The sequence below is a fragment of the Pedobacter sp. MC2016-24 genome, assembly GCF_015223055.1.
In the GTDB taxonomy this organism is placed as follows: domain Bacteria; phylum Bacteroidota; class Bacteroidia; order Sphingobacteriales; family Sphingobacteriaceae; genus Pedobacter.
Genome location: NZ_JADFBX010000007.1, coordinates 140,096 through 165,428 on the forward strand (window position 1 = coordinate 140,096; position 25,333 = coordinate 165,428).

15 protein-coding genes are annotated in these 25,333 nt (G+C 41.8%); 10 read left to right on the top strand and 5 right to left on the bottom strand.

Annotation, left to right across the window (positions count from 1 at the left end; translation table 11 throughout):
* The first annotated feature begins 11 nt into the window (after positions 1–11).
* The 8 genes from IM797_RS17365 to IM797_RS17400 are packed head-to-tail and all read left to right on the top strand — an operon-like array spanning position 12 to position 14,565.
* Positions 12–1,232 carry a DUF4959 domain-containing protein gene (locus tag IM797_RS17365; protein WP_228098924.1) on the top strand — a complete coding sequence of 407 codons (1,221 nt, stop codon included), beginning with the start codon at positions 12–14 and terminating at the stop codon, positions 1,230–1,232.
* A 36-nt stretch (positions 1,233–1,268) separates the two neighbouring features.
* Positions 1,269–2,477 carry a DUF4998 domain-containing protein gene (locus tag IM797_RS17370; protein WP_194128427.1) on the top strand — a complete coding sequence of 403 codons (1,209 nt, stop codon included), beginning with the start codon at positions 1,269–1,271 and terminating at the stop codon, positions 2,475–2,477.
* A gap of 26 nt (positions 2,478–2,503) precedes the next feature.
* Positions 2,504–4,684, top strand: coding sequence for a glycoside hydrolase N-terminal domain-containing protein (locus IM797_RS17375; RefSeq protein ID WP_228098925.1), 2,181 nt, complete (start codon positions 2,504–2,506; stop codon positions 4,682–4,684).
* 2 nt (positions 4,685–4,686) lie between these two features.
* Positions 4,687–7,014, top strand: a complete 2,328-nt coding sequence (locus IM797_RS17380; protein ID WP_194128428.1) for a glycoside hydrolase N-terminal domain-containing protein — start codon at positions 4,687–4,689, stop codon at positions 7,012–7,014.
* Positions 7,015–7,058: 44 nt separating this feature from the next.
* On the top strand, positions 7,059–9,074 hold the full coding sequence (locus IM797_RS17385) for an alpha-galactosidase (RefSeq protein WP_194128429.1): 2,016 nt from the start codon (positions 7,059–7,061) through the stop codon (positions 9,072–9,074).
* 29 nt (positions 9,075–9,103) lie between these two features.
* Positions 9,104–11,311: an alpha-galactosidase gene (locus IM797_RS17390; protein ID WP_194128430.1), complete on the top strand. Its 2,208-nt coding sequence runs from the start codon at positions 9,104–9,106 to the stop codon at positions 11,309–11,311.
* A gap of 30 nt (positions 11,312–11,341) precedes the next feature.
* A complete protein-coding gene (locus IM797_RS17395) occupies positions 11,342–13,327 on the top strand; it encodes a sialate O-acetylesterase (RefSeq protein WP_194128431.1) in 1,986 nt (661 codons plus the stop codon).
* Between the two features lie 8 nt (positions 13,328–13,335).
* On the top strand, positions 13,336–14,565 hold the full coding sequence (locus IM797_RS17400; protein WP_228098926.1) for a glycoside hydrolase family 27 protein: 1,230 nt from the start codon (positions 13,336–13,338) through the stop codon (positions 14,563–14,565).
* Positions 14,566–14,594: 29 nt separating this feature from the next.
* Here the strand turns inward: IM797_RS17400 and IM797_RS17405 are convergent, their stop codons facing one another.
* From IM797_RS17405 to IM797_RS17425, 5 genes are all read right to left on the bottom strand, one after another.
* A complete protein-coding gene (locus tag IM797_RS17405) occupies positions 14,595–16,184 on the bottom strand; it encodes a solute:sodium symporter family transporter (RefSeq protein WP_194128432.1) in 1,590 nt (529 codons plus the stop codon).
* 118 nt (positions 16,185–16,302) lie between these two features.
* Entirely contained in the window at positions 16,303–17,484 is a 1,182-nt protein-coding gene (locus tag IM797_RS17410) for an AIR synthase-related protein (RefSeq protein WP_194128433.1), read from the bottom strand.
* 84 nt (positions 17,485–17,568) lie between these two features.
* The gene (locus IM797_RS17415) at positions 17,569–19,755 is read right to left on the bottom strand and encodes a glutamine synthetase III (RefSeq protein WP_194128434.1); all 2,187 of its coding nucleotides are present in this window, start codon (positions 19,753–19,755) and stop codon (positions 17,569–17,571) included.
* Between the two features lie 168 nt (positions 19,756–19,923).
* The gene (locus IM797_RS17420; RefSeq protein WP_194128435.1) at positions 19,924–20,796 is read right to left on the bottom strand and encodes a hypothetical protein; all 873 of its coding nucleotides are present in this window, start codon (positions 20,794–20,796) and stop codon (positions 19,924–19,926) included.
* A 2-nt stretch (positions 20,797–20,798) separates the two neighbouring features.
* Positions 20,799–23,318, bottom strand: coding sequence for a DUF2339 domain-containing protein (locus tag IM797_RS17425; RefSeq protein WP_194128436.1), 2,520 nt, complete (start codon positions 23,316–23,318; stop codon positions 20,799–20,801).
* A 244-nt stretch (positions 23,319–23,562) separates the two neighbouring features.
* On the opposite strand from IM797_RS17425, the gene IM797_RS17430 reads away from it, so the two are divergent.
* Positions 23,563–23,775, top strand: a complete 213-nt coding sequence (locus tag IM797_RS17430) for a hypothetical protein (RefSeq protein WP_194128437.1) — start codon at positions 23,563–23,565, stop codon at positions 23,773–23,775.
* Positions 23,776–23,899: 124 nt separating this feature from the next.
* On the top strand, positions 23,900–25,318 hold the full coding sequence (locus IM797_RS17435; protein WP_194128438.1) for a glycoside hydrolase family 28 protein: 1,419 nt from the start codon (positions 23,900–23,902) through the stop codon (positions 25,316–25,318).
* Positions 25,319–25,333 lie beyond the last annotated feature (15 nt).

The following is a 25,333-nucleotide window of genomic DNA, read 5'->3' on the forward strand; positions in this document are numbered from 1 at the left end:
GACATATGATCATGAACATAAAAAAATACATCTTGCCTTGTTTGATTATGCTGATGACCAGCATTACCGCTTGCAAGAAAAATAATGGTTTCAATGCCGTTATTTCCGAAGATAAATCTAAGCCGTTGCCCATTACTAATGTGAAAATTGATAATTTCAATGGTGGAGCTAACATTACATACAATCTTCCCAATTCTCCAAATATTTTATACGTATTAGCAAAGTATAAAATTAATGACAACGTGGCCAGGGAAACTAAATCTTCTTATTATCAGGATACTGTTGTAGTGGAGGGCTTTTCAAAAGCAAAGCCTTATGAAGTAACATTGTATACCGTGACCAGAGCAAATATAATGTCAGATCCGGTAACGGTAACCGTTAATCCTTTAACGCCTGTTTATCTGTCAGTAAGGCCTTCTATCAATTTATCTGCTGATTTTGGTGGCGTAAATGTCACCGGGGAGAATCCCTTAAAAAAACAAATTGGCATTGTGGTGATGAGCTACAATAAAAATACGCAATTGATGGAGATTGAAGATCAATTCTTCACCAAGAACGCCAAGATTGACTATTCAGTAACCGGCTTTGCTTCTGTTGAGCGCAGATTTGGTGTATATATTACCGACAGATGGGGTAATATTTCGGATACCCTGCAAAAGCCCATTGTTCCACTATATGAAGAGGCAATGGATAAAACCAAGTTCAGTGTATTAAACCTGAATACTGACAGTCCGACAGCTTTTGAATGGTACATACCTTATCTGTGGGATAATAAACTGGATGGAAACGGCTGGCATACGGCTTATGGTGTAACGCTGCCATATTCTTGCAGTTTTAACATTGGGAGAACCTATAAATTGAGTCGATTTGTGGTGTTTGAACGGACTGGTGATCGATACACGTATAAATTTGCGAATCCTAAGGAGTTCTCATTGTGGGGGTCAAACTCCTCAAATCCACAAGATATTAAACTTCCTGTGAAAGCAGATGAAGGAACTGTGATTGGAAATTGGGTGAATTTAGGTAATTTCCGTTTCCCCGACCCACCTTCAGGTAATCTTCCAAGTGCAAGTAATTCGGCAGATGAGGACTTTGTAAAGAAAGGTGTAAGTTTTAAAGTGCCTTTTGTCGCCCCTTCAGTTAAATATTTAAGAATAGCTGTAGCCACGGTATGGGGAAATGAGGCCGCTGCCCACCTTATGGAAGTTACTCCTTATGGAACACCTCAATAAAAATATCAATTGAACTACATATCAAATTATAGAAAGATGAAACATCTTATCATTTTTATAGGTCTTTTTCTAATCGTTATTGTGACGAGCTGCGAAAAGCAACAGACTGATTTCCGGGACTTTTTTGGTGGTCATGAAATTACCTATACAGGTAGTGCAGGCGAAGTGCTTACCCGGACCGGAAATTTGAGGACACAGTTGAAATGGAAATCGAGTTCCGATCCAAGTATTGTCAAGTATGTGGTTTACTGGAACAATAGAACAGATTCTCAGGTAGTGGCCATTACCGGGAAAACAGACAGCATTTTTGTCACCATTCCTAACCTGCAGGAATTTGTATATTCATTTACCATTTATTCTTACGATAGCAAAGGCAATAAATCTGTTCCAAAGCAGGTAAATAATATAAAGGTCTATGGGCCGACTTATAAAAATTCTTTGCTAAACCGGGCATATAATGTAGCCGATCCATATCTTTTAAATTCAGATGGATCGGTTACACTGAATTTCATTACTCCGGATACGATAAATATCGGTACCGTGATTAAGTATACCAATACTTCAGGAAATACAGTGCAACAAACGCTTGCCCCTCAAAATAACGCAATTGTGCTCCCCAACTATAAATTGGGTACCGAAATACAATACCTTTCTTCTTATGTACCGGAAAGAAATTCACTGGATGTTTTTACTGTAGCTACCAGCTCTGTTTTTCCAAGGGTGTACAGTTATGTGCTGTGCGACAGGTCATTGTTTAAAGAAGTGCATTTGCCAAATGATGTGGGTACTTATGAATCCGGCACGAGTATCAGTAAGCTGTGGGACGGTAGTGTAGGACCACAAGGTTATCCAAATATCTTCCACAGTAACGGAAGTGGTGGCATGCCGCACACACTGACATTTGATCTTGGAAAAGTATACGATAACCTTTCGCGTATTGAAGAGACTGGAAGGGATTGCTGCAATAATCCGGACAATTTTGAGGTATGGGGGATCGCAGACATTACAAATGCGGCAACCACGCTTCCTTCAAACGCCTCGGGATGGAAGGATGAGTCTATTGCAAAGGGCTGGACTTTACTCAAAGAAGTATTGCGGACTGACGATGGAAAAAATGCTTACACTACTGAGCTTGACAACAACGGCAAACCCATTCGGTACATCAGAATCCGGATCAAACATGTAACCACCAATGATGGAAATTATAGTAACATGAGTGAAATCAGATTGTGGAATAAGCAATAAAATACTGACCCCATTAAAGATTGGTAATGATTATTAAAAAGAAAACACTGAATTTATGGATGATGTTCTTGCTGACTGCTGCTTTTTCAAAAGCACAGGTCAGCAAGAATTTAAAAGTTTGGGACAATAAACCGGCAAAAGACTGGATGACACAAGCCTACCCAATTGGCAATGGCAAATTGGGCGGTATGGTTTTTGGTGGCATAGCCGAAGAACACATCCAGTTCAACGAGAGCAGTTTGTGGACTGGCGATGAACAGGAAACAGGTGCCTACCAGGCTTTTGGAGATATTTTTATGGACTTCAAAAACATTGATGAAAGTAAAGCAACTCAGTACAAGCGGGAGCTCAATTTAAATGATGCGCTTCATCAGATCAATTACCAGTACAATAACCAATCTTATAACAGAACCTATTTTTCCAGTAATCCAGATCAGGTTTTGGTTTGCCACTATACAGCGAAAGCAACAAAATCCTATTCGTTAACCATCAGACTTAAAGATGCGCATGCCGGTAAAACGCAGGCGGGTAAAGAGCAGCTTACCTTTAGCGGAACTTTGGATAACGGATTGAAATATGCTGCGGCTTTAACGATTAAACACGATGGCGGTACTTTATCTGTAGATAAAGATGCTGAAGGTAACAGCCAAATCCATTTGGAAGGTGCCAATACATTTACCTTATTCCTGTCGGCCGCAACTGACTATCTGAATCAAAGCGCTAAACATTGGAAGGGCAAAAATCCACAGGAAATTGTAGCTATAAATTTAAGAAATGCGGTAGCTAAAAAATATGAGGACTTGAAGAATAACCACGTAAGGGATTATCAAAATCTTTTTAACCGGGTTGCCATACAAATTGGGGATAATCAGATGAATGATCAGGTCCCTACGGTTCAGCAAATTGTGAATTACAAGAAAAATACAAACCCCGACTTAGAAACCCTCTTGTTTCAATATGGCCGGTATTTGCTGATCAGTTCCTCCAGGAAAGGTGGTTTACCAGCCAATTTGCAAGGTCTGTGGAACAACAGCAACAATCCGCCCTGGCGTTCAGATTACCACTCAAACATCAATATCCAGATGAACTACTGGCCAGCCGAACCAACAAATTTAGCCGAAAGTAATGTTCCGTATGTAGATTACATCAACAGCATGAGGGAGGTTAAAAAGAAAAACACACAAAAGCAATATCCTGGTGTTCGTGGTTGGACTGTAAAAACAGAAAACAATATTTTTGGTGGCGAAAGCTTTTTATGGAATACCCCTGGAAGCGCCTGGTACGCTCAGGCATTGTGGGATCATTATGCTTTTAATCAGGATAAAATCTATCTGAAAACATTCGCTTATCCCATTTTAAAAGAGATTTCTGAGTTTTGGGATGATCATTTGAAACGCAGACCTGATGGCACCATTGTAGCACCCAATGGCTGGTCCCCAGAACATGGCCCTACAGAGGACGGTGTAAGTTATGATCAGCAAATTGTATATGATCTTTTCACCAATTATATGGAGGCCGCAGACTCCTTAAAAATAGATGCAGACTATCGCAGTCACATCGCGAAGCTTAGAGACGGACTTTTAAAGCCTAAAATTGGTAAATGGGGGCAATTACAGGAGTGGGAAACGGATAAAGATGATCCGAATGATAAACATCGGCACGCCTCACATCTATTTGCACTGCATCCGGGCAGGCAAATTAGCGTAACTAAAACACCAGAACTGGCGCGAGCGGCTGAAGTGAGTCTGGCCGCCAGGGGCGATGAATCTACTGGTTGGTCTATGGCCTGGAAAATGAATTTTTGGGCCAGGTTACATCATGGAAACCACGCCTATACAATTTTAAAAAACTTCATTACGCTGGTTGGTGGTGAAGGCATAGATTATAACCAGGGCGGTGGTATTTATGCCAACTTGCTTTGTGCACATCCACCTTTTCAGATTGATGGAAATTTTGGATATACGGCAGGTGTGGCAGAAATGCTATTGCAAAGCCAGGAAGGTTTCATCGATTTTTTACCGGCCATTCCTGATCAATGGAAAAGTTCAGGTGAAGTTAAAGGCTTAAAAGTCAGAGGTAACGTTACTGTAGGTTTTAAGTGGGTACATGGGAAAGTAATCAGTTACAGTTTAACTGGACCAAGAGCCTCAACCATAAAAATAAAACTAAACGGAATTTTTAAAACGGTTAAAGTAAAGAAAGTATAGTGATGTTGAGAAATGTTTTCATCCTGATATTGACCTGTTGTGCAACAACTATTTTGGCGCAACAGCCACTGAGGCTATGGTATAAGGAACCGGCAAAAATATGGGAGGAAACACTTCCTCTAGGAAACGGACGATTGGGTATGACTCCTGACGGCGGAGTGTCAAAAGAAAAAATAGTATTGAACGACATCACCTTGTGGTCTGGCGGTCCGCAGGATGCCAATAATTATGAAGCCTATAAAAGTTTACCTCAAATACGGCAACTTATTTTAGATGGAAAAAATGATGAGGCCCAGGATCTGGTAAATAAAGATTTTGTGTGTAAAGGACCTGGTTCCGGCGGTGCACAATGGGGGAAATATCAAACCCTTGGTGCTTTAGAACTGGAGTTTAACTATCAGGGCATCGGTTCCAAAGCACCTGTAGCCAAACAGTACCATCGGGAATTGTCATTGGATCAGGCTGTGGCCAGTTGCAGTTTCCAGATAAATGGTGTGACTTATAAAAGGGAGTACCTGAGCAGTTTCGACGACGATGTAAACGTGATCCGCCTGACTGCTGATCGGCCTGGTCAGTTGAATTTTAAAATTATGCTCAACAGACCTGAAAGATTTAGGGTAAAGACGGAGGGGAAGGAATTGCAAATGTTTGGACAGCTGGATAATGGTACTGATGGTAAAGGAATGCAGTACCTGGCCAGGGTTAATGCACAACTAAAAGGTGGAATATTGACTGCTGAAAGTAATGCATTGGTGATTAAAAATGCCACTGAAGTGACTATTTATATTGCTGCGGCAACAGATTTTAAAAATAATCCGTTTAAGGAAAATACAAAGAAAGTGCTTGCTGTAGCGCTTAAAAAATCTTACGCCCTACAGAAAAGCAGGCACATGGCAAACTATGCGCAGTTGTTCAAACGCGTCAGCATGGATATGGGGACTGGCAGTGCTTCAAATCTGCCCACAAATATCAGGTTAAATGATTTTTATAAGAACTTTGAACATGACCCTTCGCTTGTACCACTGTTTTTTCAGTTTGGCCGGTACCTGACCATCAGCAGTACCCGGGTAGGCTTGTTACCGCCAAACCTGCAGGGCTTATGGGCCAAAGAAATCAATACGGCATGGAATGGAGATTATCACCTCGATGTCAATGTACAAATGAACCACTGGCCGGTTGAAGTCGCTAATCTTTCTGAACTGAACCTGCCTCTGGCAGAACTGGTCAGGGGCCTGGTAAAACCTGGTGAAAGAACAGCAAAGGCCTATTATAATGCCGATGGTTGGATCGCACACGTGATTACCAATGTCTGGGGATTTACCGAGCCAGGAGAAAGTGCTTCTTGGGGCGCTTCTAACGCGGGCTCTGGATGGTTATGTAACAATTTGTGGGAACACTATGCCTTTAGCCAGGACTTAAACTATCTGAAAAGTATTTATCCCATATTGAAAGGTTCAGCTGAATTTTATAAAAGTGCACAGATTAAAGATCCAAAGTCCGGATGGCTCGTCACTTCACCTTCGGTTTCTCCAGAGAACACGTTTTATCTTCCTAATGGAAAAACAGCCAGTATTTCTATGGGGCCAACCATCGACAACCAGATTGTACGGGAATTGTTCGGTAACGTCATTACCGCATCAAAACTACTGAATGTTGATGCCGGATTTAGAAATGAATTGCAAGAGAAATTAAAATTAATACCGCCTGCAGGGGTCATCAGTAAAGATGGACGCATCCAGGAATGGCTGGAAGACTATAAAGAAACTGATCCTGAACACCGGCACATATCCCATTTGTACGGTTTGTATCCGGCATCATTAATCAGTCCTCTTGCTACACCTGACCTGGCAGAAGCGGCAAAGAAAACATTGGAAGTCAGGGGCGACGACGGACCAAGCTGGACCATTGCCTATAAACTGTTGTTTTGGGCAAGGTTACAGGATGGCAACCGCGCCTTTAAATTGCTGAAGGAAATCTTAAAACCAACGTTGAGGACGGACATTAATTATGGCGCAGGCGGCGGGGTATATCCCAATATGCTGTCTGCCGGTCCGCCTTTTCAAATTGACGGCAATTTTGGCGCAACTGCGGGTATTGCTGAAATGCTTTTGCAAAGCCATGATGGTTTTATCGAGTTGTTGCCTGCCTTACCCGATGCATGGAAAAGTACTGGAAATGTAAAAGGCCTGAAGGCAAGAGGTAATTTTACTGTAGATATGACCTGGAAAGCGGGTAAGGTTGTCAGTTATCGCATTACATCACCGGTAGCAAAAAAGGTAAAGGTCAAGGTGAACGGGGTGCTTAGGGAAATTGTGGCGCAGCGTAGTTAATCAAATTCAAGTTTCGACACACACACACACAAATGATAAATAACATGATTAAAAACAAAGTATTTCTCTGCTTGTTCTTCCTGATTTTCCTGTTGAACCATGCTGGGGCGGTGACCTTTAAATTTGGTAAATCGGGAAGAATAGACTACAACCTGAAATCGGGTACATTTAATGTTTTTCAGGACACAGAAGCATTCCTCAAAAATGGCTTTTCTTCCTTTAAAGAAAAAGATCATGTCTACAATTCAAAAGACTATACGAACCGTAAATATTCTAGCCAATACCTGTCAGATGCCTTGGGTAAAGGATTGAAGCATGTAATTGAGCTGACGGGAGCCGGAATGCCCACAATGAAACAGGTGTTTTATACCTATGAGGCATTGCCTTATTTTCTATGTGAAATCGAAATCTCAGGTGTAGGTTTAAGTAGTAATGAAATGATTCCCCTGCAGGGGGCATTTCCGCTATTTGGAAATGAAAATGAAATCAGAAGTGTGTTTGTCCCTTTCGATAACGACACTTTTATCCGATATAACGCCAGGCAGTTGCGCAAAAATGAAGGTCAGACCAGTGCCGAAGTTGGCGTGGTTTACCATACCTTGTCTGCCAAAGGATTGGTTTCCGGTTCCTTAAATCACCGCAACTGGAAAACCGGGGTAATGACAGGTTTGGATGTTCCCGGGCAGGTAAGCATCAGTGTCAAGGCGGGCTTTACTGAAAAGAGCATCACAAGGGATGACCTCCCGCATGGTGCTCTGACCGGCAATGTGATCAAATCACCAATGATTTTTTATGGTTTGTTTAAGGACTGGAGGTTAGGTATGGAACTATATGCCAAAGCAAACAGACTTGTAGAAACACCAATTGTTTTCCCCTGGAAAGACGCTACGCCAATGACCTGGAACAGCTGGGGAGTCATGCAGGAAAAAATCTCTTATGATAAGATCATCAGTGTAACCGATTTCTTTGCCGATAGCCTTAAAACTTTTAGAAGTGAAGGTACTTTATTTATTGACCTGGATTCTTATTGGGACAATATGCTCAAAGGTGGATTGGAAGGAGACTACTCCAAATTAAAGGAATTTGCAGGTTATGTTAAAAAACGCGGAATGAAGCCTGGTATTTATTGGGCACCATTTACCGACTGGGGTTTTGGTTCAGGACCGTCAAGAAGGGCAGAGGGCGGGAATTACACCTTTGGAGAGCTATGGACAAAAGTAGGCAAGGGATACAATGACATAGATGGTGCGCGGGCACTGGATCCTACACATCCGGGTACACAGCAAAGGATTGCCTTGGTAATCGGTAAACTTAAGGAATGCGGATTTGAAATGATCAAAATTGATTTCCTCGGGCATGCTTCAGTAGAATCAGATCATTTTTACGATCCTAAAGTGAGTACAGGCATGCAGGCCTATGAACAGGGCATGTCTTTTCTCCTGAAACAACTGGATGGTAAAATGCTGGTATATGCCGCAATTTCTCCAACCATGGCCTCTGGCAGATACATTCATACCAGGAGGATTGCCTGCGATGCATTTAAATCTATAGATGATGCGAAATACACCTTAAATAGCGTAACCTATGGCTGGTGGCAAACCTACCTGTATGATTATATTGATGCAGATCATGTGGTATTGGGCACTGAAAACCTGGGTGTCAATAAGATTCGCACGCTTTCTGCAATCGTCACTGGAACAATCACTGTCGGGGATGATTTTTCTGCAAAAGGCCAGTGGACTGACCGTGCTAAAATCCTGTTTGGAAACCAGCAATTGTTGGAGGTAATCAAAGACGGTAAGGCTTTCAGACCGCTTGATCAGGATAAAGAAGTTTCAGAAATGTTTACTAAACTAGGCAAGGGCTTTAGTTACCTGGCATTATTTAACTACGGACAGGAAGAAAAAACTTACCAGGTAACGGCCGCTTCATTAGGTTTGAAATCTTTTAATGGTTGTAAAATAACCGATGTTTTCAGCAATAAAAGTATGGCCATCCCCGATCAGAACAATTTCGTTGTCGCACCTGGAAATGCACTGCTAGTTAAAATCACACCATAACAATTATACACATCTAGTCACCTTATATTATGTTAAAAATCACATTGAAGCCCAAACTTTTCTCTTTTTATCTGGTCCCCGTTTTATTTACGTTTTTTGTTACAGGTTTACAGGCACAGACGATCATTGCTATAGAAACCCGGAGCAATGCACTGGTACTGAAATCAGAGGCAAATAAAGATCTTGGAACAATTTATTTTGGCAAAAAGCTAACCGACAAAACCGAATACGAACAGGTACCTGGTACTTATAAACAGACTGAAGATTATACCCGGGTACTGAATGCAGCTTATACCGCATCAGGCTCCCGAAATTTGGTCGAACCGGCAATTTCGGTAACCCATGCAGATGGCAATAACTCACTGGATCTAAAATATCTAAGCCACCAGCGTACCCAGGTTAATGAAAATATTGCTTTATGGAGCATTGTGCTACAAGATCCGGTGTACGATTTCCAGGTTACGCTATACTATAAAGTTTTTTACAAGGAAGACGTAATTGAGCAATGGGCCTCGATCAAACACAATGAAAAGGGAAACGTCATCCTTCATAAATATGCTTCGGCAAACCTCCATATCAAGGGCTCTGGATATTTTTTAAACCAGTACCATGGCGACTGGGCGAAGGAAATGCAACCTGAAGAGTCGAAGCTGACTCATGGAATTAAAACCTTGGATTCTAAACTTGGTACCAGGGCAAATCTGTTCCAACCACCTGTTTTTATGGTCTCTATCGATAAACCGGCAACGGAAAATGAAGGGCAGGTGTTGTTTGGTCTGCTTGAATATAGCGGTAATTTCCGTACAGATCTTGAAGTAGATTACCAGGATAACCTGCGGATCATTTCAGGCATCAATAACTATGCTTCCCCATATACTTTAAAGCCCAATGAAGCATTTGTGACCCCTGTATTCCTCACTACATTATCCGCTGAAGGAAAAGGCGCGGCCAGCAGAAATTTACACAATTGGGCAAGAAAATATAAATTATTGGATGGAGAAGGAAATCGGTTAACCTTGCTGAACAATTGGGAGGCTACCTATTTTGATTTCAACGAGCAAAAACTTGCTGATCTTTTAAAGGACACTAAAAAACTGGGCGTGGATCTGTTTTTGTTAGATGATGGCTGGTTTGCCAATAAATATCCGCGTAATGGCGATGTCGCAGGACTTGGAGATTGGGAAGAAAATAAAGAAAAACTGCCGAATGGGATCTCATCCTTGGTTAAGGAAGCTAAAAATAACCAGGTGAAATTTGGAATCTGGATAGAGCCTGAAATGGTTAATCCAAAAAGCCAGTTGTATGAGCAACATCCCGACTGGATCATCAAACAACCTAAAAGAGCGGAACACTATTTCAGAAACCAATTGGTATTGGATTTAACCAATCCAAAGGTGCAGGACTTTGTATATGGCGTGGTTGATGGTCTTTTTACCAAAAACCCTGAACTTGCTTACATCAAATGGGATTGTAATGCTGTAATTTACAATGCACATTCTGCAACACTTAAAAACCAGTCACATTTTTATATTGAATATGTAAGGGGATTGTATAAAGTATTGGAGCGCATCAGGGCGAAATATCCTAAAGTGCCTATGATGCTATGCTCTGGTGGTGGCGGTCGCGTAGATTATGCTGCCCTGCAATATTTTACCGAGTTTTGGCCAAGTGACAATACCGATCCTTTGGAACGCATCTTCATGCAATGGGAGTATTCCTATTTCTATCCCGCCATTGCAAGTTCAAACCACGTTACGGATTGGGGTAAACAGCCAATTAAATTCCGTACAGATGTAGCCATGATGGGTAAGCTGGGATTTGATATTGTAGTCAGTCATCTGAATGAAAAAGATCTTCAGTATTGCAAGGATGCCATTAAAAATTATGATGCATTAAAATCAATCATCTGGCAGGGAGATCAGTATCGTCTCGCCAACCCCAGGGAAACAGGTATTGCTTCGATGTTGTATCTGAATGAAGGTAAGTCTGAGGGCGTAATTTTTAATTACCTTGCCAACAATAGATATGGTGCGGGGAGCAGTGCTCCGATTTTGTTAAAAGGCTTGGATCCAGTAAAAAAATATCGGATCCGTGAAATTAACCTGTATCCGGAAACCAAATCCACCATCCCTGCAGATCAGGTTTACTCTGGCGATTTTCTGATGAAAGTTGGTTTTAATCCCGAATTGAATTTGACAAGAACGAGTGTGATTCTAAAAATTGAAGAGTTGAAATAGTTAAATTGTCTCAAATTTAAACCAACGCAAATGAAAAAGAATGTTAAGATATTAAGTTTTGCATCGCTTGTTTGCCTGCTCGGAATTAGCACTTCGCTGCAGGCTAAAGTAAAACTACCTGCTGTTTTTAGCAATTTTATGGTGTTACAACAGAACACCAGGGCAGCGGTGTGGGGAAAAGCGGAAGCCGGTAAAACCATCACAATCAGTAGTACCTGGAGCCGTGCCCGTTATACTTCAAAGGCCGATGGGAATGGCAACTGGAAAATGAGTATTGCCACACCAAAATACGGCGGGCCCTATGCCATGACAATTTCTGACGGTGAGCCGCTCGTCCTGATGAACGTGATGATTGGCGAAGTATGGGTTTGCTCAGGGCAGTCTAATATGGAAATGCCTTTGGCTGGATGGGGTAAGATCAACAATTATGAAAAAGAGGTTGCTGACGCAAAATATCCGCAAATTAGTCTTTTACAAGTTGAACACGTCACCAGCAATTCCGCTTTGGAAGACGTTAAAGTCACAAATAATGGCTGGAAACCATGTATTCCTCAGTTTGTTGAGGGCTTTTCTTCTGTTGCCTATTTCTTCGCCAGGGAAATCTACCAAAAAACGAAAATTCCTATCGGACTGATCCATACTTCCTGGGGAGGTACCATTGCTGAAGCCTGGACAAGTGGCCGTACACTCAGCAGCATGTCTGATTTTTCGGCTGCAGTAAAAGAAATCGAAGAGACTGCCAATGAATCTGAAACTGAATACTTGAAAAAACTCCAGGGCTGGAATGACCTGGTAAGGAGTAGTGACCAGGGATACAAGGAGGGTAAGCCACTGTGGACTGCCAATGGTCAGGATGTTTCTGGCTGGAAAGATATGGTTGTACCTGGATTATGGGATGGACAGCTGGCTAATTTTGATGGCGTAATCTGGCTTCATAAAAAAATCAATGTCCCTGAACATTTAGCCGGTAAACCCTTAGTGCTCAATCTGGGGCCTATTGATGACAACGAAATAACCTGGTTTAATGGCCAGCAAATAGGCGAAACACAGGGGTATGATCAACCCAGAAAATACCAGATTGCAGGAAACCTGGTTAAAGCCGGTGAAAATACCATTACCATTAGCGTATTTGATACAGGCGGTGGCGGCGGGCTATATGGAAACCAGGAACAGCTTTATTTAGTCAATCCACTGGGTGAGAAAATCCCATTAAGTGGAACCTGGAAATATCACATCGGACTCGATCTTAAAACGATCGCAGCCACACCAGCCACTCAAAAAGGCCCAAATCGTCCAACTGTGCTGTTTAATGCCATGATCCATCCATTTTTACCTTATGCGATCAAAGGCGTAATCTGGTATCAGGGGGAAGCGAATGCAGATCGGGCCCATCAATATCGTACACTTTTTCCTGCCATGATCACAGATTGGAGAAAGCAATGGGGGCAAGGTGATTTTCCTTTTTACTTTGTCCAACTTGCCAATTTTATGAAAACTGAGCCAGAGCCTGTAGCCTCTGCATGGGCCGAGTTGAGGGACGCACAAAGAGCTGCGCTTTCGCTTCCAAATACAGGTATGGCGGTGACGATTGATATCGGGGATGCCAATGACATTCATCCAAAAAACAAACAGGATGTGGGTAAAAGACTGGCGCTAATTGCTCTTGCTAAAACTTATGGCTTTAAAAGCCCTTATACTGGCCCTGTTTATCAATCTGCTCAAACGGTGGGCAATGTCACCGAGTTGAGCTTTGCTGTCGCTCAAGGCTTAAAAACCAGTGACGGAAAGGAATTAAAGGGTTTTGCAATTGCCGGTGCAGATCAGAAATTTCACTGGGCCAAAGCCGAAATCAAAGGAAATCAAGTGCTGGTCAGCAGTCCTGAAGTAGCCAATCCGGTTGCGGTAAGATACGCCTGGGCAAATAATCCGGTTTGTAACCTGACCAATGCGTCCGGCTTACCTGCTGCTCCCTTCCGTACGGATGAATGGGAAGACAGTACTGTTGGCCGTAAATAACACATTAAATGAAAGTCAGATCAATCTATATTTTAATCCTGTGCTGTCTTTTTAACGCCGCGGCTTATGCCCAGATCAAAGCTAAGGATGGAACTATCTTAGCGCCGAAGCCACCTATGGGCTGGATGACCTGGAACTATTTTGCAGATCAAATCAATGAGAAAGACATCATGGAAATGGCCGATGCGATCGTAAGCACCGGAATGCTTGAGGCGGGTTACAATTATGTTTTTATTGATGATGGCTGGCAGGGCGGAAGAGACAATAGAAACAATATCATCGCTGATCCAAAGAAATTTCCCTCTGGCATGAAAGCGCTGGCCGACTACGTGCATAGTAAAGGCTTAAAACTCGGCATATATTCTGATGCAGCATTGCTAACCTGCGCGGGATATACCGCAAGCCTGGGCTTTGAAGAACAGGATGCAAAAGTCTTTGCTTCCTGGGGCGTAGATTACCTGAAGTATGATTATTGTAATGCTCCCGATGATGTGGAAACTGCCGGGGTCCGGTATAAAACAATGGGCCAGGCTTTAAGAAATAGCGGTAGGGACATTGTTTTTGGTATATGTGAATGGGGTGGACGCAAACCCTGGTTATGGGCTGCTCAGGCCGGAGGTCAATTGTGGCGTACCACCAATGATGTGCGTGACAAATGGAAAAGAAGGAACGCTGAAGAAGGTGGCGAAGGCATATTGGATATCCTGGACCTCAACGCCTCCCTTCATCAATATGCCGGGCCAGGGCATTGGAATGACATGGACATGCTGGTCGTCGGTCTGAATGGTAAAAAGGGGCCTTCGGGTGATCTCGGGGGTACGGGATGTACAAATACAGAATACCAAAGCCAGATGAGTTTATGGAGTATCCTGGCCGCTCCGTTGGCTGCTACCAACGACCTGCGGGATATGAGTGAAGACGCTAAACGTATTTTGTTAAACAAAGAGGTTATTGCAGTTAATCAGGATGTTTTAGGCCAGCAGGCCATTCGTAAAATGAACAATGGAAACTGGACAATTTTGCTAAAACCTCTGGAAAATGGAGATTATGCGCTGGCGATATTGAACCGGACTAATACCAGTCAAATTACGGTTTGTGATTTTGCCAGCCTCGGATTGAATGGTAAATACCAGATCAGAGATTTATGGCAACATAAGCTGGTTGGAAAGGATAAGAAATGGAAGGGTAGTATAAATGCCCATGAAACCAAATTATTCCGTTTAAGTAAAGCCAATTGAGGATTGCATGAGCCTGCTGTTTTCTCCTTTTATGAAAAATAAAGCGGAGAAAACAGCAGGAACAAAAGGATCATGACAATCAACAGCAGGCCATTTACCCAATGTCTGTTTTTCCAGGGTTTCAGGTCAACTACAGATTTATTCTGAGCTACATAGGCTTTTTCCATCGGATACAAGCGCCCGACAATTAACATCAGCGCCGAAGTAACCACGAACAGGATAGCCAGTACATGCAGAAAATGGATGCCGGTATCAAATACCATTTGTGTGAGTACATAGCCAATGAAACAAAATACGAGACCTGCTTTTGCAGCAATGGGCGGGACTTTCTTAGTTACAAAGCCAATAAACATGATGGTAAAGATTGGAATACTGAATGCTGCATTGATTTTCTGCATAAAAGTATAAAAGCTGTCCGTCGAAAAAATAAACAGCGGCGCTATGAACATGGCCAGCAGAGAGGCAAACATTTCAAACCGTTTGGAGCTTCTGAGTAAATCTTTTTCGGTCAGCCGAACTCCTTTTTTTTCTTTAAAAGGTTTGTAAATATTTAAGACAAATAAAGTACTCGCGCTATTCAATCCGGGTGAGAATGAGGTGATTGCCGCGCCGAAAATAATCGCGGCAATAAAGCCGCTCAATACCGGGGGAGATACATCGGCCACTACCCTTGAAAATACTTCTGTGGTATTTTCCATATGGTTATACAGGTGTACAGCAATGATTCCAGGCAATATGAAAAGTAAAGGGCCGAGCAGTTTGCCTGCACAGGCAAGTGCAATGCCTTTCTGACTGGTGGCAAGATCAGAAGATGCCAGTGCCTGCTGTACAATCACCTGTTCTGTACCCCAATAAAAAAGATTCATTAAGATCATCCCTGTAAAAATGGTCGAAAATGGAACAGCATCCGATGCTGTTCCGATGGAGTTGAGGTGTGCTGTTTTGGAAGTCAGAATGGTGTGTAAACCCTGCTGAAAATTGCCATTTCCAACATGGCTTAATCCAAAATAAGCGAGTAACAGTGCTCCTGTAAACATACAAATGCCCAGGACAAGATCTGAGATGACAATCGCTTTTAATCCGCCAAGTATGGAATACAAACTTCCGATCAGGCCAATACACCAAACCAGGATCCAGATGCTATTGCCATGACTGATGTGCCAGATATCTGAAAAATGAAACAGACCATTTAAGGCCACCGCGCCGGTATACAACACAATAGGTAAAAGGTTAACCATATAGCCAATCAGGAAAAGGTAGGAAACCAGTTTCTTGGTCTGTGGATCGTACCTGCTTTCCAGAAAGTCCGGCGTGGTAGACATGGCGCCTTTCAGGTAAATGGGAATGATAAATTCAGAAACAATGAGCATAGCGAATACGGAACTGACGCCCCATGCCATTACGGTCATATTGTTCAGGTAAACCGATTCACTGTTACCAACAAACTCGGCCGCACTGATATTCGTGAAAAACAACGCGCAGCCCACTGCCGTGAAACTCAGATTACGGTTGGCTAAAAAGAGACCTGCGGATGTTGTTATCTTATGCTTCCGGGTTTTAAACCAGGAAATTATGGCAACAAGAAGCGTTACAGTGATAAAGGTGACAAAAGCCGTCATGTTCTTTTTTTCGGAAATGGTTACCGTAAAGATAGCATATGTCCTGTAAAAAAAGAGCTGTGATACCTAAGTATCACAGCTCTTTTTCTGTATCATTTATTCAGTAGAAATGGAGGTATTAGTTATACACAAATTCCCCTTTGTCGCTATGAATTGTTACTTGTTTACGTTCCGAGGCTTCAACGCGGCCGATAATCTGTGCATCGATATTAAAGCTTTTAGAAATGGCAATGATCTCTGCAGCAATTTCCGCAGGAACATACAACTCCATCCGGTGTCCCATGTTAAATACCTTGTACATTTCTTTCCAGTCCGTACCAGATTGCTCCTGGATCAATTGAAACAATGGTGGAACAGGGAACAGGTTGTCTTTAATGATGTGAACATTGTCATTTACAAAATGAAGCACTTTAGTTTGTGCGCCACCGCTGCAGTGTACAATACCATGAATTTTTGAGCGGAAACCTTCCAATACTTTCTTAATCACCGGTGCATAAGTACGGGTGGGAGAGAGTACGAGTTTACCAGCTGTGACCGCATGATCCGCATCAATTTGTACCAGATCTGTTAATTTCTTGCCGCCAGAAAAGACCAGATCAAACGGAACTGCAGGGTCAAAACTCTCAGGATAGGCATTGGCTACAGATTTATCAAACAAATCGTGACGGGCTGAAGTTAAGCCGTTCGAGCCCATACCGCCATTGTATTCCGATTCATAACTGGCCTGACCTGAAGAAGATAAGCCTACAATAACATCACCCGCCTGGATCTTGTCATTGCTGATAATTTTATCTCTTTCTATGCGGCAGGTCACTGTAGAATCCACAATAATCGTCCTTACCAGATCGCCCACATCTGCAGTCTCACCTCCGGTGGAATAAATGGATATACCCTGATCACGAAGTTCAGCAAGAATTTCTTCAGTTCCATTGATAATGGCTGCAATTACTTCTCCGGGGATTAAGTTCTTGTTGCGACCAATGGTAGAAGACAGCAAAATATGATCAGTAGCACCCACACAGATCAGGTCATCAATATTCATGATGATGGCATCCTGGGCAATACCTTTCCATACAGAAATATCTCCGGTTTCTTTCCAGTAAACATAGGCCAGCGAAGATTTAGTCCCTGCGCCATCGGCATGCATGATGTTGCAAAACGCTTCGTCATTACCCAGGATATCCGGGATGATCTTACAAAAGGCCTGTGGAAAAATGCCCTTATCTATATTTTTGATGGCTTGGTGCACATCTTCTTTCGAGGCAGAAACGCCGCGCTGGTTGTACCTGTTATCACTCATGTTGCTGCAAAGATAGAAAAAAATAACCCCTGCCAATTAAGACAGAGGTTATAAAACTAAAAATAGTTAGTATATCGGTTCGGTTTATTTTAAAAACAATAACTCTCTGAATTTAGGTAATGGCCATACGCTGTCATCCACAATTTGCTCTAATTTATCGCAGTGGTAACGGATGGTATCAAAGTGTGATTTTACCTTCTCATCATAAGCAATAGCTTTATCACGACTGTCTTCGATGGTATTTACTTGTTTACGTTGTTCAAGCATCGCATCAATACTGGTTTTAACCACGCCAAGGTGCTCAGACAGTTTATTGATGATGTTCAAAGGCATTTCTAAAGCAGCACCTGACAAACCAAGATCTTTCAATCCTTTTGCATTTTCAATCAAAGTATTCTGATAAGCAATGGCAGCTGGAATGATCATGCTGTTCGTTACTTCACCCATTACCCTGGCCTCAATCTGAAGCTTTTTGTAATAGCTTTCCAACAAGATTTCATGACGGGCATGCAGTTCTCTTTTGCTAAATACTTTGGTGTTGGTAAACAGTTCTTCAGTTTTCTCAGTTACGTAAGCATCAAGTGCTTTTGGCGTAGTTTTGATGTTAGATAAACCGCGTCTTGCAGCTTCATCTTCCCACTCCTGGCTATAACCATTTCCTTCGAAACGGATGTCTTTAGACTCTTTTAAGTATCTTTTGATTACAGTTAATAAGGCAACATCTTTTTTCTCGCCTTTTTTAATCAATTTGTCTACTTCAACTTTGAATTTTACCAATTGATCAGCAACAATTGCGTTCAATACAGTCATTGGTGCAGAAGAATTCTCAGAAGAACCTACAGCTCTCAATTCAAATTTATTTCCGGTAAAGGCAAAAGGAGAAGTACGGTTACGGTCAGTCGTATCAAAAGAGATCTGAGGGATCTTCGGAATGCCTAACCATAAAGAATCTTCGCTTTTTACTTTTTTAATGATGCTTCTTGAAGACTCAATTTCATCCAGAACTTCAGCAAGCTGAGATCCAAGGAAAATTGAAATGATTGCTGGCGGCGCTTCGTTCGCACCTAAACGGTGATCGTTGCTTACCGAAGCAATACTTGCTCTCAATAAATCTGCATGCTCATGAACGGCTTTGATGGTGTTTACAAAGAACGTTAAGAACATCAGGTTGTTTTTTGGTGTTTTACCTGGTGACAATAAGTTTTTACCAGTATCGGTAATTAACGACCAGTTGTTGTGTTTACCTGAACCGTTGATACCTGCATATGGTTTCTCATGTAAAAGCACTTTAAAGTTATGTCTCAAAGCTACTTTTTCCATTAAGTCCATCAACAATTGGTTGTGGTCAATCGCCAGGTTGATTTCTTCATAAATCGGCGCACACTCAAATTGAGAAGGAGCCACCTCATTGTGACGTGTTTTCAAAGGAATACCCAATTTTAAGGCTTCGTTTTCAAAGTCAACCATATAGGTAAATACGCGCTCAGGGATAGATCCGAAATAATGATCTTCCAATTGCTGTCCTTTTGCAGACATATGACCGAACAAAGCGCGGCCTGTAAGTGCCAAATCCGGACGTGCATTATACAAAGCAAGGTCAACCAGGAAATATTCCTGCTCAATACCTAAAGATGCATTTACTTTAGTGATGCTTTTATCGAAATACTGACAAACATCAACTGCAGCTTTATCCATCGCTGAAAGCGCTTTCAATAAAGGTGCTTTATAATCTAATGCTTCGCCTGTATATGCAACAAAAACGGTTGGAATACAAAGTGTTTTACCAGCCTTGCTTTCCATAATGAAAGCTGGAGAAGAAGGATCCCATGCAGTATAACCACGTGCTTCGAACGTGTTGCGGATACCACCGTTAGGGAAACTTGAGGCATCTGGCTCTTGCTGAACCAATGCACTTCCTGAAAATACTTCAATTGCACCGTCTCCGCTTGGCTCAAAAAACGCATCGTGTTTTTCAGCAGTGGTACCTGTTAATGGTTGAAACCAGTGCGTATAATGTGTAGCACCTTTACTCATTGCCCAGCTTTTCATGGCTGTTGCGATGTGATTGGCATCGTCGTGATTGATTAGTTCACCCTGGTCAATTGATGAAACTAATTTCTGAAATACTTCTTTTGACAAGTAGTCTTTCATCTTTTTCTTATCAAAAACATTCACGCCAAAAAACTCAGAAATTTTAGTCGAAGGAGACTTCACTTCTGGTGAAATTCTTGTTTGGGCCTCTTTTAATGCAATTGTTCTTAAGCTTTTCATTTATTTGTTTAAAGTTTGGTCAAAAATAAGTTTTTTATTGATAAATTGTATTAAATTGTTTGTAAAAATACGAATGTCAATAAATATTCCAAGAAAATGTTAGTTTTTTGACTGTTTTCTTGAAATTGAACTTTTAAATATTGCATTTTAACCAAAAAGTCTCTTTTCTTAGCTTTTTCTTTGCTGGATTTCTTTGATCATTCTAAAGGATAAGTAACCTACCAGCGCAATTAAAAGCGCCAGGGCAGACCAAATCCATATTTTAGTGCTGAAAACACCCAGCTTAACTACGGTTTCCGGTAAAGTTCTTCTAAAATTCAGTACTTTAATTGAAGGGCCGGTGCGACTGATGCTGTCGCTAAAATAGCTTAAATCGTATCTGGGAAATTCCAGATCTGCTTGCCCCATCTTTACCACATAGTGCTTTTCTTTTTCCAGGTAAGCGGTCAGGTACATATTGCTTTGGTAAGCTTTGATGCCTTTGATGATCAGAGCGGGGTTATCTTCATTTTCAATAATGACAGATAAATTTTCATATCTGGAACTGCCGGGAAGGAAAATCAGGGTTGGTTTACCCGAAGTAATGACAAAATCTACCAGGCGAATGTAAGGCTCGCTATAGCGCCGTCTGCTGTTATAGTCTGGATTGACACTGGCTATATAGGCATTTCTGCGGTAAAATTTAAATCCCTGAACCTCCAGTTCCAATTTGTCAATCTGGTAAGCGGCATCAAAAGCAACAGAAATGACCGTTTGTTTTTTATCCTTTTCTTCCTTTGTGCTCACTGTTGGCATCGGGATCGGCGTATTGTCCAGCGTATCCGTTTTTTTTCTCAGCAGGTATGGAGTTTCACTTTTTCCCTGATAGATGCGAATGTCATTCAATTCCAGACTTTTCGTTTTGGCTACCAGTTCAGGACTTAACAACACATTGTAAAAGCCACTTTTAGACACCGGCGCCAAATCTGCCTGCCAGTTAAAGGATTGGCCGCTGCTTACAGCGACCTTAAATAATAGCAATATGAAAATGCAGGTTCTCATAATTAATCCTGTTCAGGTTTGTCTTCAGTTTGTGTTTCTTGCGATTTTCGGTCGTTGTCCAGCAATAATTTCTTTAAACGCTGATACATAAAAGAGATAACCAGCAGTAAAACACCCAAAGAAATGAATGCCGCAATTTTTCCTCCTTCGGATAAATTTCTCAAGTCAAATAAGAATAGTTTAAGCAAAGTGACAGCCAACAGGGTAATGGAAATGATCCTGATGTTTTTAGACTTCCAACGCATGCCAATATAGATATAAAGGAAGGCAAAACATCCCCATAAAATGGCAAATCCGGTTTTGTGCGTGTTGTCCAGTATGGTATAGATAGATTTTGTTTTCCAGTATTGGGTCGTAACCATCAAATGGTCAAGCTCTGCACTGGCAACATATAAAATAAAGAAACTCCCTACCCATTGAAAAATGAGTAATGCCTGTGCGGATTTTCCATTTTTTACAAATTTATACAAGTAATATAAAGCAATTAGCGCCAGTATCACCAGTACATAATGAAACAGGTAATTGGCAAATGATCCATTCGGACCCTGCAAATAAGCGTTTCTCAAGGCAATGGTCTCGAAATTGAACATGAACAGGTAACATGCCAGTGAAACGGCAATGATGGCACCTACAATCAATTTGTACGATTCCTCCAGTCTATCTTTGATTACAGCAGCAACCACGATCAGGTAAAGGTAATTGAAAGCGCCCAGCACAAGTACTTTGGTTTGTGGGAAATAAATTGCAGCCTGGTAATTCAGTTCAAAACAGATGATAAAATAGCCCAGTACCGTACTGGTAATGGCAATGATAGTTCTTGCTGTTTTAACCTCGTCAAAAAGTATGGACCTGATTTCTGTTTTAAGTAAACGCGAATACAGAATTAAAGCGGCCAGTACCACAACACCCGTCACGAAACCTTTATTTGCAATCGGGGTAAGTGTCAATTTACTGTTCAGCGTACTCCAATATACTTGTTGCCAGTCCAGCACCAGGCTTACAGCCATTAAAGCCAGTACAACAATAGAAGCCTGCCGGATCAGGGTAATGCCCGACTTTTGTGATAACCAAATTAACAGTACACTTTCTGCAGCCCAGAATAGGGTAATGTAATTTCCGTCCAATTGTACCGGAGCAGCCAGGGTAATAAAGGTCAGTACCAATCCGATCAGTAAATAGATCAGGTTTCTATCTACCTTATCATGTTTATACAAGGCATAAGCAAATATCAGGTTGATGACACCCATAGCGGCCGTAAACAGGCCACGGTAGTCACCACCACCCAGATGATTTAGAATAAACATACCTGCGCCATAGTACAAAAAGGTATTGCTGAGTAATATACCAATCTCCATTGCATTGAAATTGGTTTTTTCTTTGATGTTGTTAATGATGTTCATGGCCAGGAACACCAGGTAAAATAAAGTGCCGAATATCAGGGCTCCCGCATAAGGAGCTGGCTTTCCTTTACTGAGTACCACATCAAACTGTAACCAGGAACCATATAGTATAATGGTGAAAATATAGCAAACAATATTTACGACTGACCATTTTTTGTAATAGGCCAAAATCAGCATACCAATGTTTAAGGTCAATATATAGGTAAACAGGACTACGTAATTACCTGCACCATTGCTTACCATGAATGGGGCGCCAAAGCCACCCAGTACGGCAAATATGGCAAGTTCTTTACGGTCGTAACTAATCGAGAGCAAGATGGTGAATGCCGTAATTAAAATGGTAATGATGAAAGCTACGGTCTGACTAAACAAGTGGTATTGCTGGTAGCCAATCGTTACTGTAAAGTAGAGGATAGCGATACCGCCGCCCACCAGAACGGAACTGAAAGTTGCAAATGACTTTCGCATCCGATGGGCAAGGGCAATCATCCCTCCGCCACATAAAATACCGATGCTTACCCGGCCAATTTCATTGATCCAATCCTTATCAATGGCGTATTTTAAGAAAAAACCCATACCTAAAACCAGGATCACAATACCGATTTTGTTAAACAGGTTTTCACCAATAAATTTCTCCAGATCAGGATTACGTTCGCTGAAAGATGGTTTACGTGCCGGAGGTATATATTCCCGTTGCGGTTGAACCTGTGCTTCGGCAACAATCCTCGCAATCGGCTCTGGAGCAGCGATAAATTCTTCTTCTTCAATAGCCGCTGGTTCCGGAATAACCGGGGTTTCGGCTACCGGCGGAAGGACAGGCTCTGGGACAGGCGTTATTACTGGCTCGGGAACTACCGGCTCAACAGGTCTTTGGTAAGGTACGTAAGGCGTAAATGGCTTTTCTTCTACCGGAATGGGAATATTGACTGGTTGTATTTGAGCGTCAGGCTGGCGTTGCTCCTGAGGCGCCTGGTATTGCTGCTCTTTTGCCGCCAGTTTGGCATTTAGATCCTGAATCTGATGATACAAAAAATCAAGCTTTTCGCTCAATGCACTTTTCAGCTGCATGACAACGAACAGCAAAATGATAATTGCAATAAGGACAATTGTTTCTAAAAACATATAGGTGTAGATGTTTAGTTTTTGCCTAAGGTAATAAAAACAAAATAGGGTTAATCATGCATTTTAAATATTTATGGACAACAATGAAAGCCATGCAAAGTTTTTTTACCGGTGTTTTTTTGCTGTTCACCTAGTCTTTTGTCCCCTTTAACCAGTAATTTATTTCAGCTCCTAAAGCTAATCCACATCTTTACGATAGATTACAATAAAGGAACAGAGATTATAAACCCAATATCGACAGATCATGAACATGCTTAGTTTCAAAACTTCCGTAAAAAGTAAACAGGACATCAACTCGATCGCTCCTGTCTTTAATCTTTTGTTTGGCAGTAACTGGTTATTTGCTTTTGAAGATAAAATCCTGAAAGTATTTAGCTCTGTGCCTTGCCAGGATATGATCCGTTCCTTGCTCAAAGAAAAAGGCATTTCGGCAGAAGAACTGAAATATGCCATCTAAACTAAATTATTCTTATTTCCCTATGTAATTTTCTTGTTAGGGCAGGATGCTGCAGGATGCCTTCCTGCACTTTACTTCATATGTTAGCGGTTAGAATAAGTTTAACCAAATATATTCCCGCACAATGAGACGTATCCATTACATTTTTCTTACAGTATGCTTATTATCCGGCTTAACCGCCTTTGCCCAGCCTAAAACTCCGGAATGGGTAGCTAAAGTAGGTTCCAGAAAGTTTAACTTTAAAAAAGATATATACAGTGTCAACAAATTTGGTGCTGTAAACGATGGCAAAACATTAAATACAACAGCCATTCAAAAAGCCATTGATGCCTGTGCAGCCAAAGGTGGTGGCGTAGTTTCATTTGAGCCTGGTAAATACCTGACCGGATCTTTATTTGTGAAAAGTGGTGTAAATCTTACCATAGGTCAGGGTGTTGAAATTCTGGGTAGTCAGGACATCAAAGACTATCCTGAAATTGATACCCGTGTAGCTGGCATCGAAATGAAATGGCCGGCAGCTTTAATCAATATCTTAAAACAGGAAAAAGCAGGAATTTCAGGAACCGGGTTAATTAATGCACAGGGTAAACCTTTCTGGGACTACTACTGGAACCTCAGAAAAGAATACGATCCTAAGGGATTGCGCTGGATTGTAGATTATGATGCGAAGCGCCCAAGGACGATTTTAATTGAATCAGCCAAAGATGTGGTTTTAAAAGAATTAAATATACAACAGGCTGGTTTCTGGACAGTACAGATATTGTACGCTTCGTATGTAACCGTGGATAAAATTACCATCCGCAACAACGTAGACGGGCATGGGCCTAGTACAGATGGCATCGATATCGATTCTTCTTCCTGGATTTTAGTTCAAAACTGCGACATTGACTGCAACGACGATAACTTTTGCCTGAAAGCCGGACGCGATTGGGATGGTTTGCGCGTAAACAGGCCAACAGAGTACGTGGTGGTACGCAACAGTGTAGCCAGAAAAGGGGCAGGTTTACTTACATTGGGTAGTGAAACTTCCGGAGGAATCAGACATGTATGGGCTACCGACCTGGTGGGCTACGGTACCGGCAATTCCATCAATATCAAATCGGCCAGAACGCGTGGCGGAACAGTTGAAGATGTGTATTTCGGTAACATCACCATGCACGGGGTAGGCAATGTGGTTCAGATTAATCCAAACTGGAACCCAGCCTACAGCTATTCTACACTTCCGGCAGGCTATAACCCGGATTCCATTCCAAGCCACTGGACCAAATTATTGAAACATGTAGAACCGGAATCTAAAGGCATTCCACACATTCAAAATATCAATATTTATAATGTAAAAGCAACAGGTGCAAAAAAAGCAGTCAACGCCAATGGCTATAGCGAAAGCATTTTAAAAAATTTCAACCTGAGCAATATCTCTGTAGAAACTGCCAATGCTGGCGATATCAATTTTGCACAAGACTGGAAGTTCGATAATGTGGTGATCAAAGCTGCCGATGGCAGTAAAATTAAAGTAGAAAACTCCTTAAACGTAAAACCTTAAAACGCGACAGCATGG

Coding starts and splice junctions, on each gene's coding strand:
- IM797_RS17365 (WP_228098924.1), top strand. CDS start 12: ATGAACATAAAAAAATACATCTTGCCTTGTTTGATTATGCTGATGACC.
- IM797_RS17370 (WP_194128427.1), top strand. CDS start 1,269: ATGAAACATCTTATCATTTTTATAGGTCTTTTTCTAATCGTTATTGTG.
- IM797_RS17375 (WP_228098925.1), top strand. CDS start 2,504: ATGATTATTAAAAAGAAAACACTGAATTTATGGATGATGTTCTTGCTG.
- IM797_RS17380 (WP_194128428.1), top strand. CDS start 4,687: ATGTTGAGAAATGTTTTCATCCTGATATTGACCTGTTGTGCAACAACT.
- IM797_RS17385 (WP_194128429.1), top strand. CDS start 7,059: ATGATTAAAAACAAAGTATTTCTCTGCTTGTTCTTCCTGATTTTCCTG.
- IM797_RS17390 (WP_194128430.1), top strand. CDS start 9,104: ATGTTAAAAATCACATTGAAGCCCAAACTTTTCTCTTTTTATCTGGTC.
- IM797_RS17395 (WP_194128431.1), top strand. CDS start 11,342: ATGAAAAAGAATGTTAAGATATTAAGTTTTGCATCGCTTGTTTGCCTG.
- IM797_RS17400 (WP_228098926.1), top strand. CDS start 13,336: ATGAAAGTCAGATCAATCTATATTTTAATCCTGTGCTGTCTTTTTAAC.
- IM797_RS17405 (WP_194128432.1), bottom strand. CDS start 16,184: ATGACGGCTTTTGTCACCTTTATCACTGTAACGCTTCTTGTTGCCATA.
- IM797_RS17410 (WP_194128433.1), bottom strand. CDS start 17,484: ATGAGTGATAACAGGTACAACCAGCGCGGCGTTTCTGCCTCGAAAGAA.
- IM797_RS17415 (WP_194128434.1), bottom strand. CDS start 19,755: ATGAAAAGCTTAAGAACAATTGCATTAAAAGAGGCCCAAACAAGAATT.
- IM797_RS17420 (WP_194128435.1), bottom strand. CDS start 20,796: ATGAGAACCTGCATTTTCATATTGCTATTATTTAAGGTCGCTGTAAGC.
- IM797_RS17425 (WP_194128436.1), bottom strand. CDS start 23,318: ATGTTTTTAGAAACAATTGTCCTTATTGCAATTATCATTTTGCTGTTC.
- IM797_RS17430 (WP_194128437.1), top strand. CDS start 23,563: ATGAACATGCTTAGTTTCAAAACTTCCGTAAAAAGTAAACAGGACATC.
- IM797_RS17435 (WP_194128438.1), top strand. CDS start 23,900: ATGAGACGTATCCATTACATTTTTCTTACAGTATGCTTATTATCCGGC.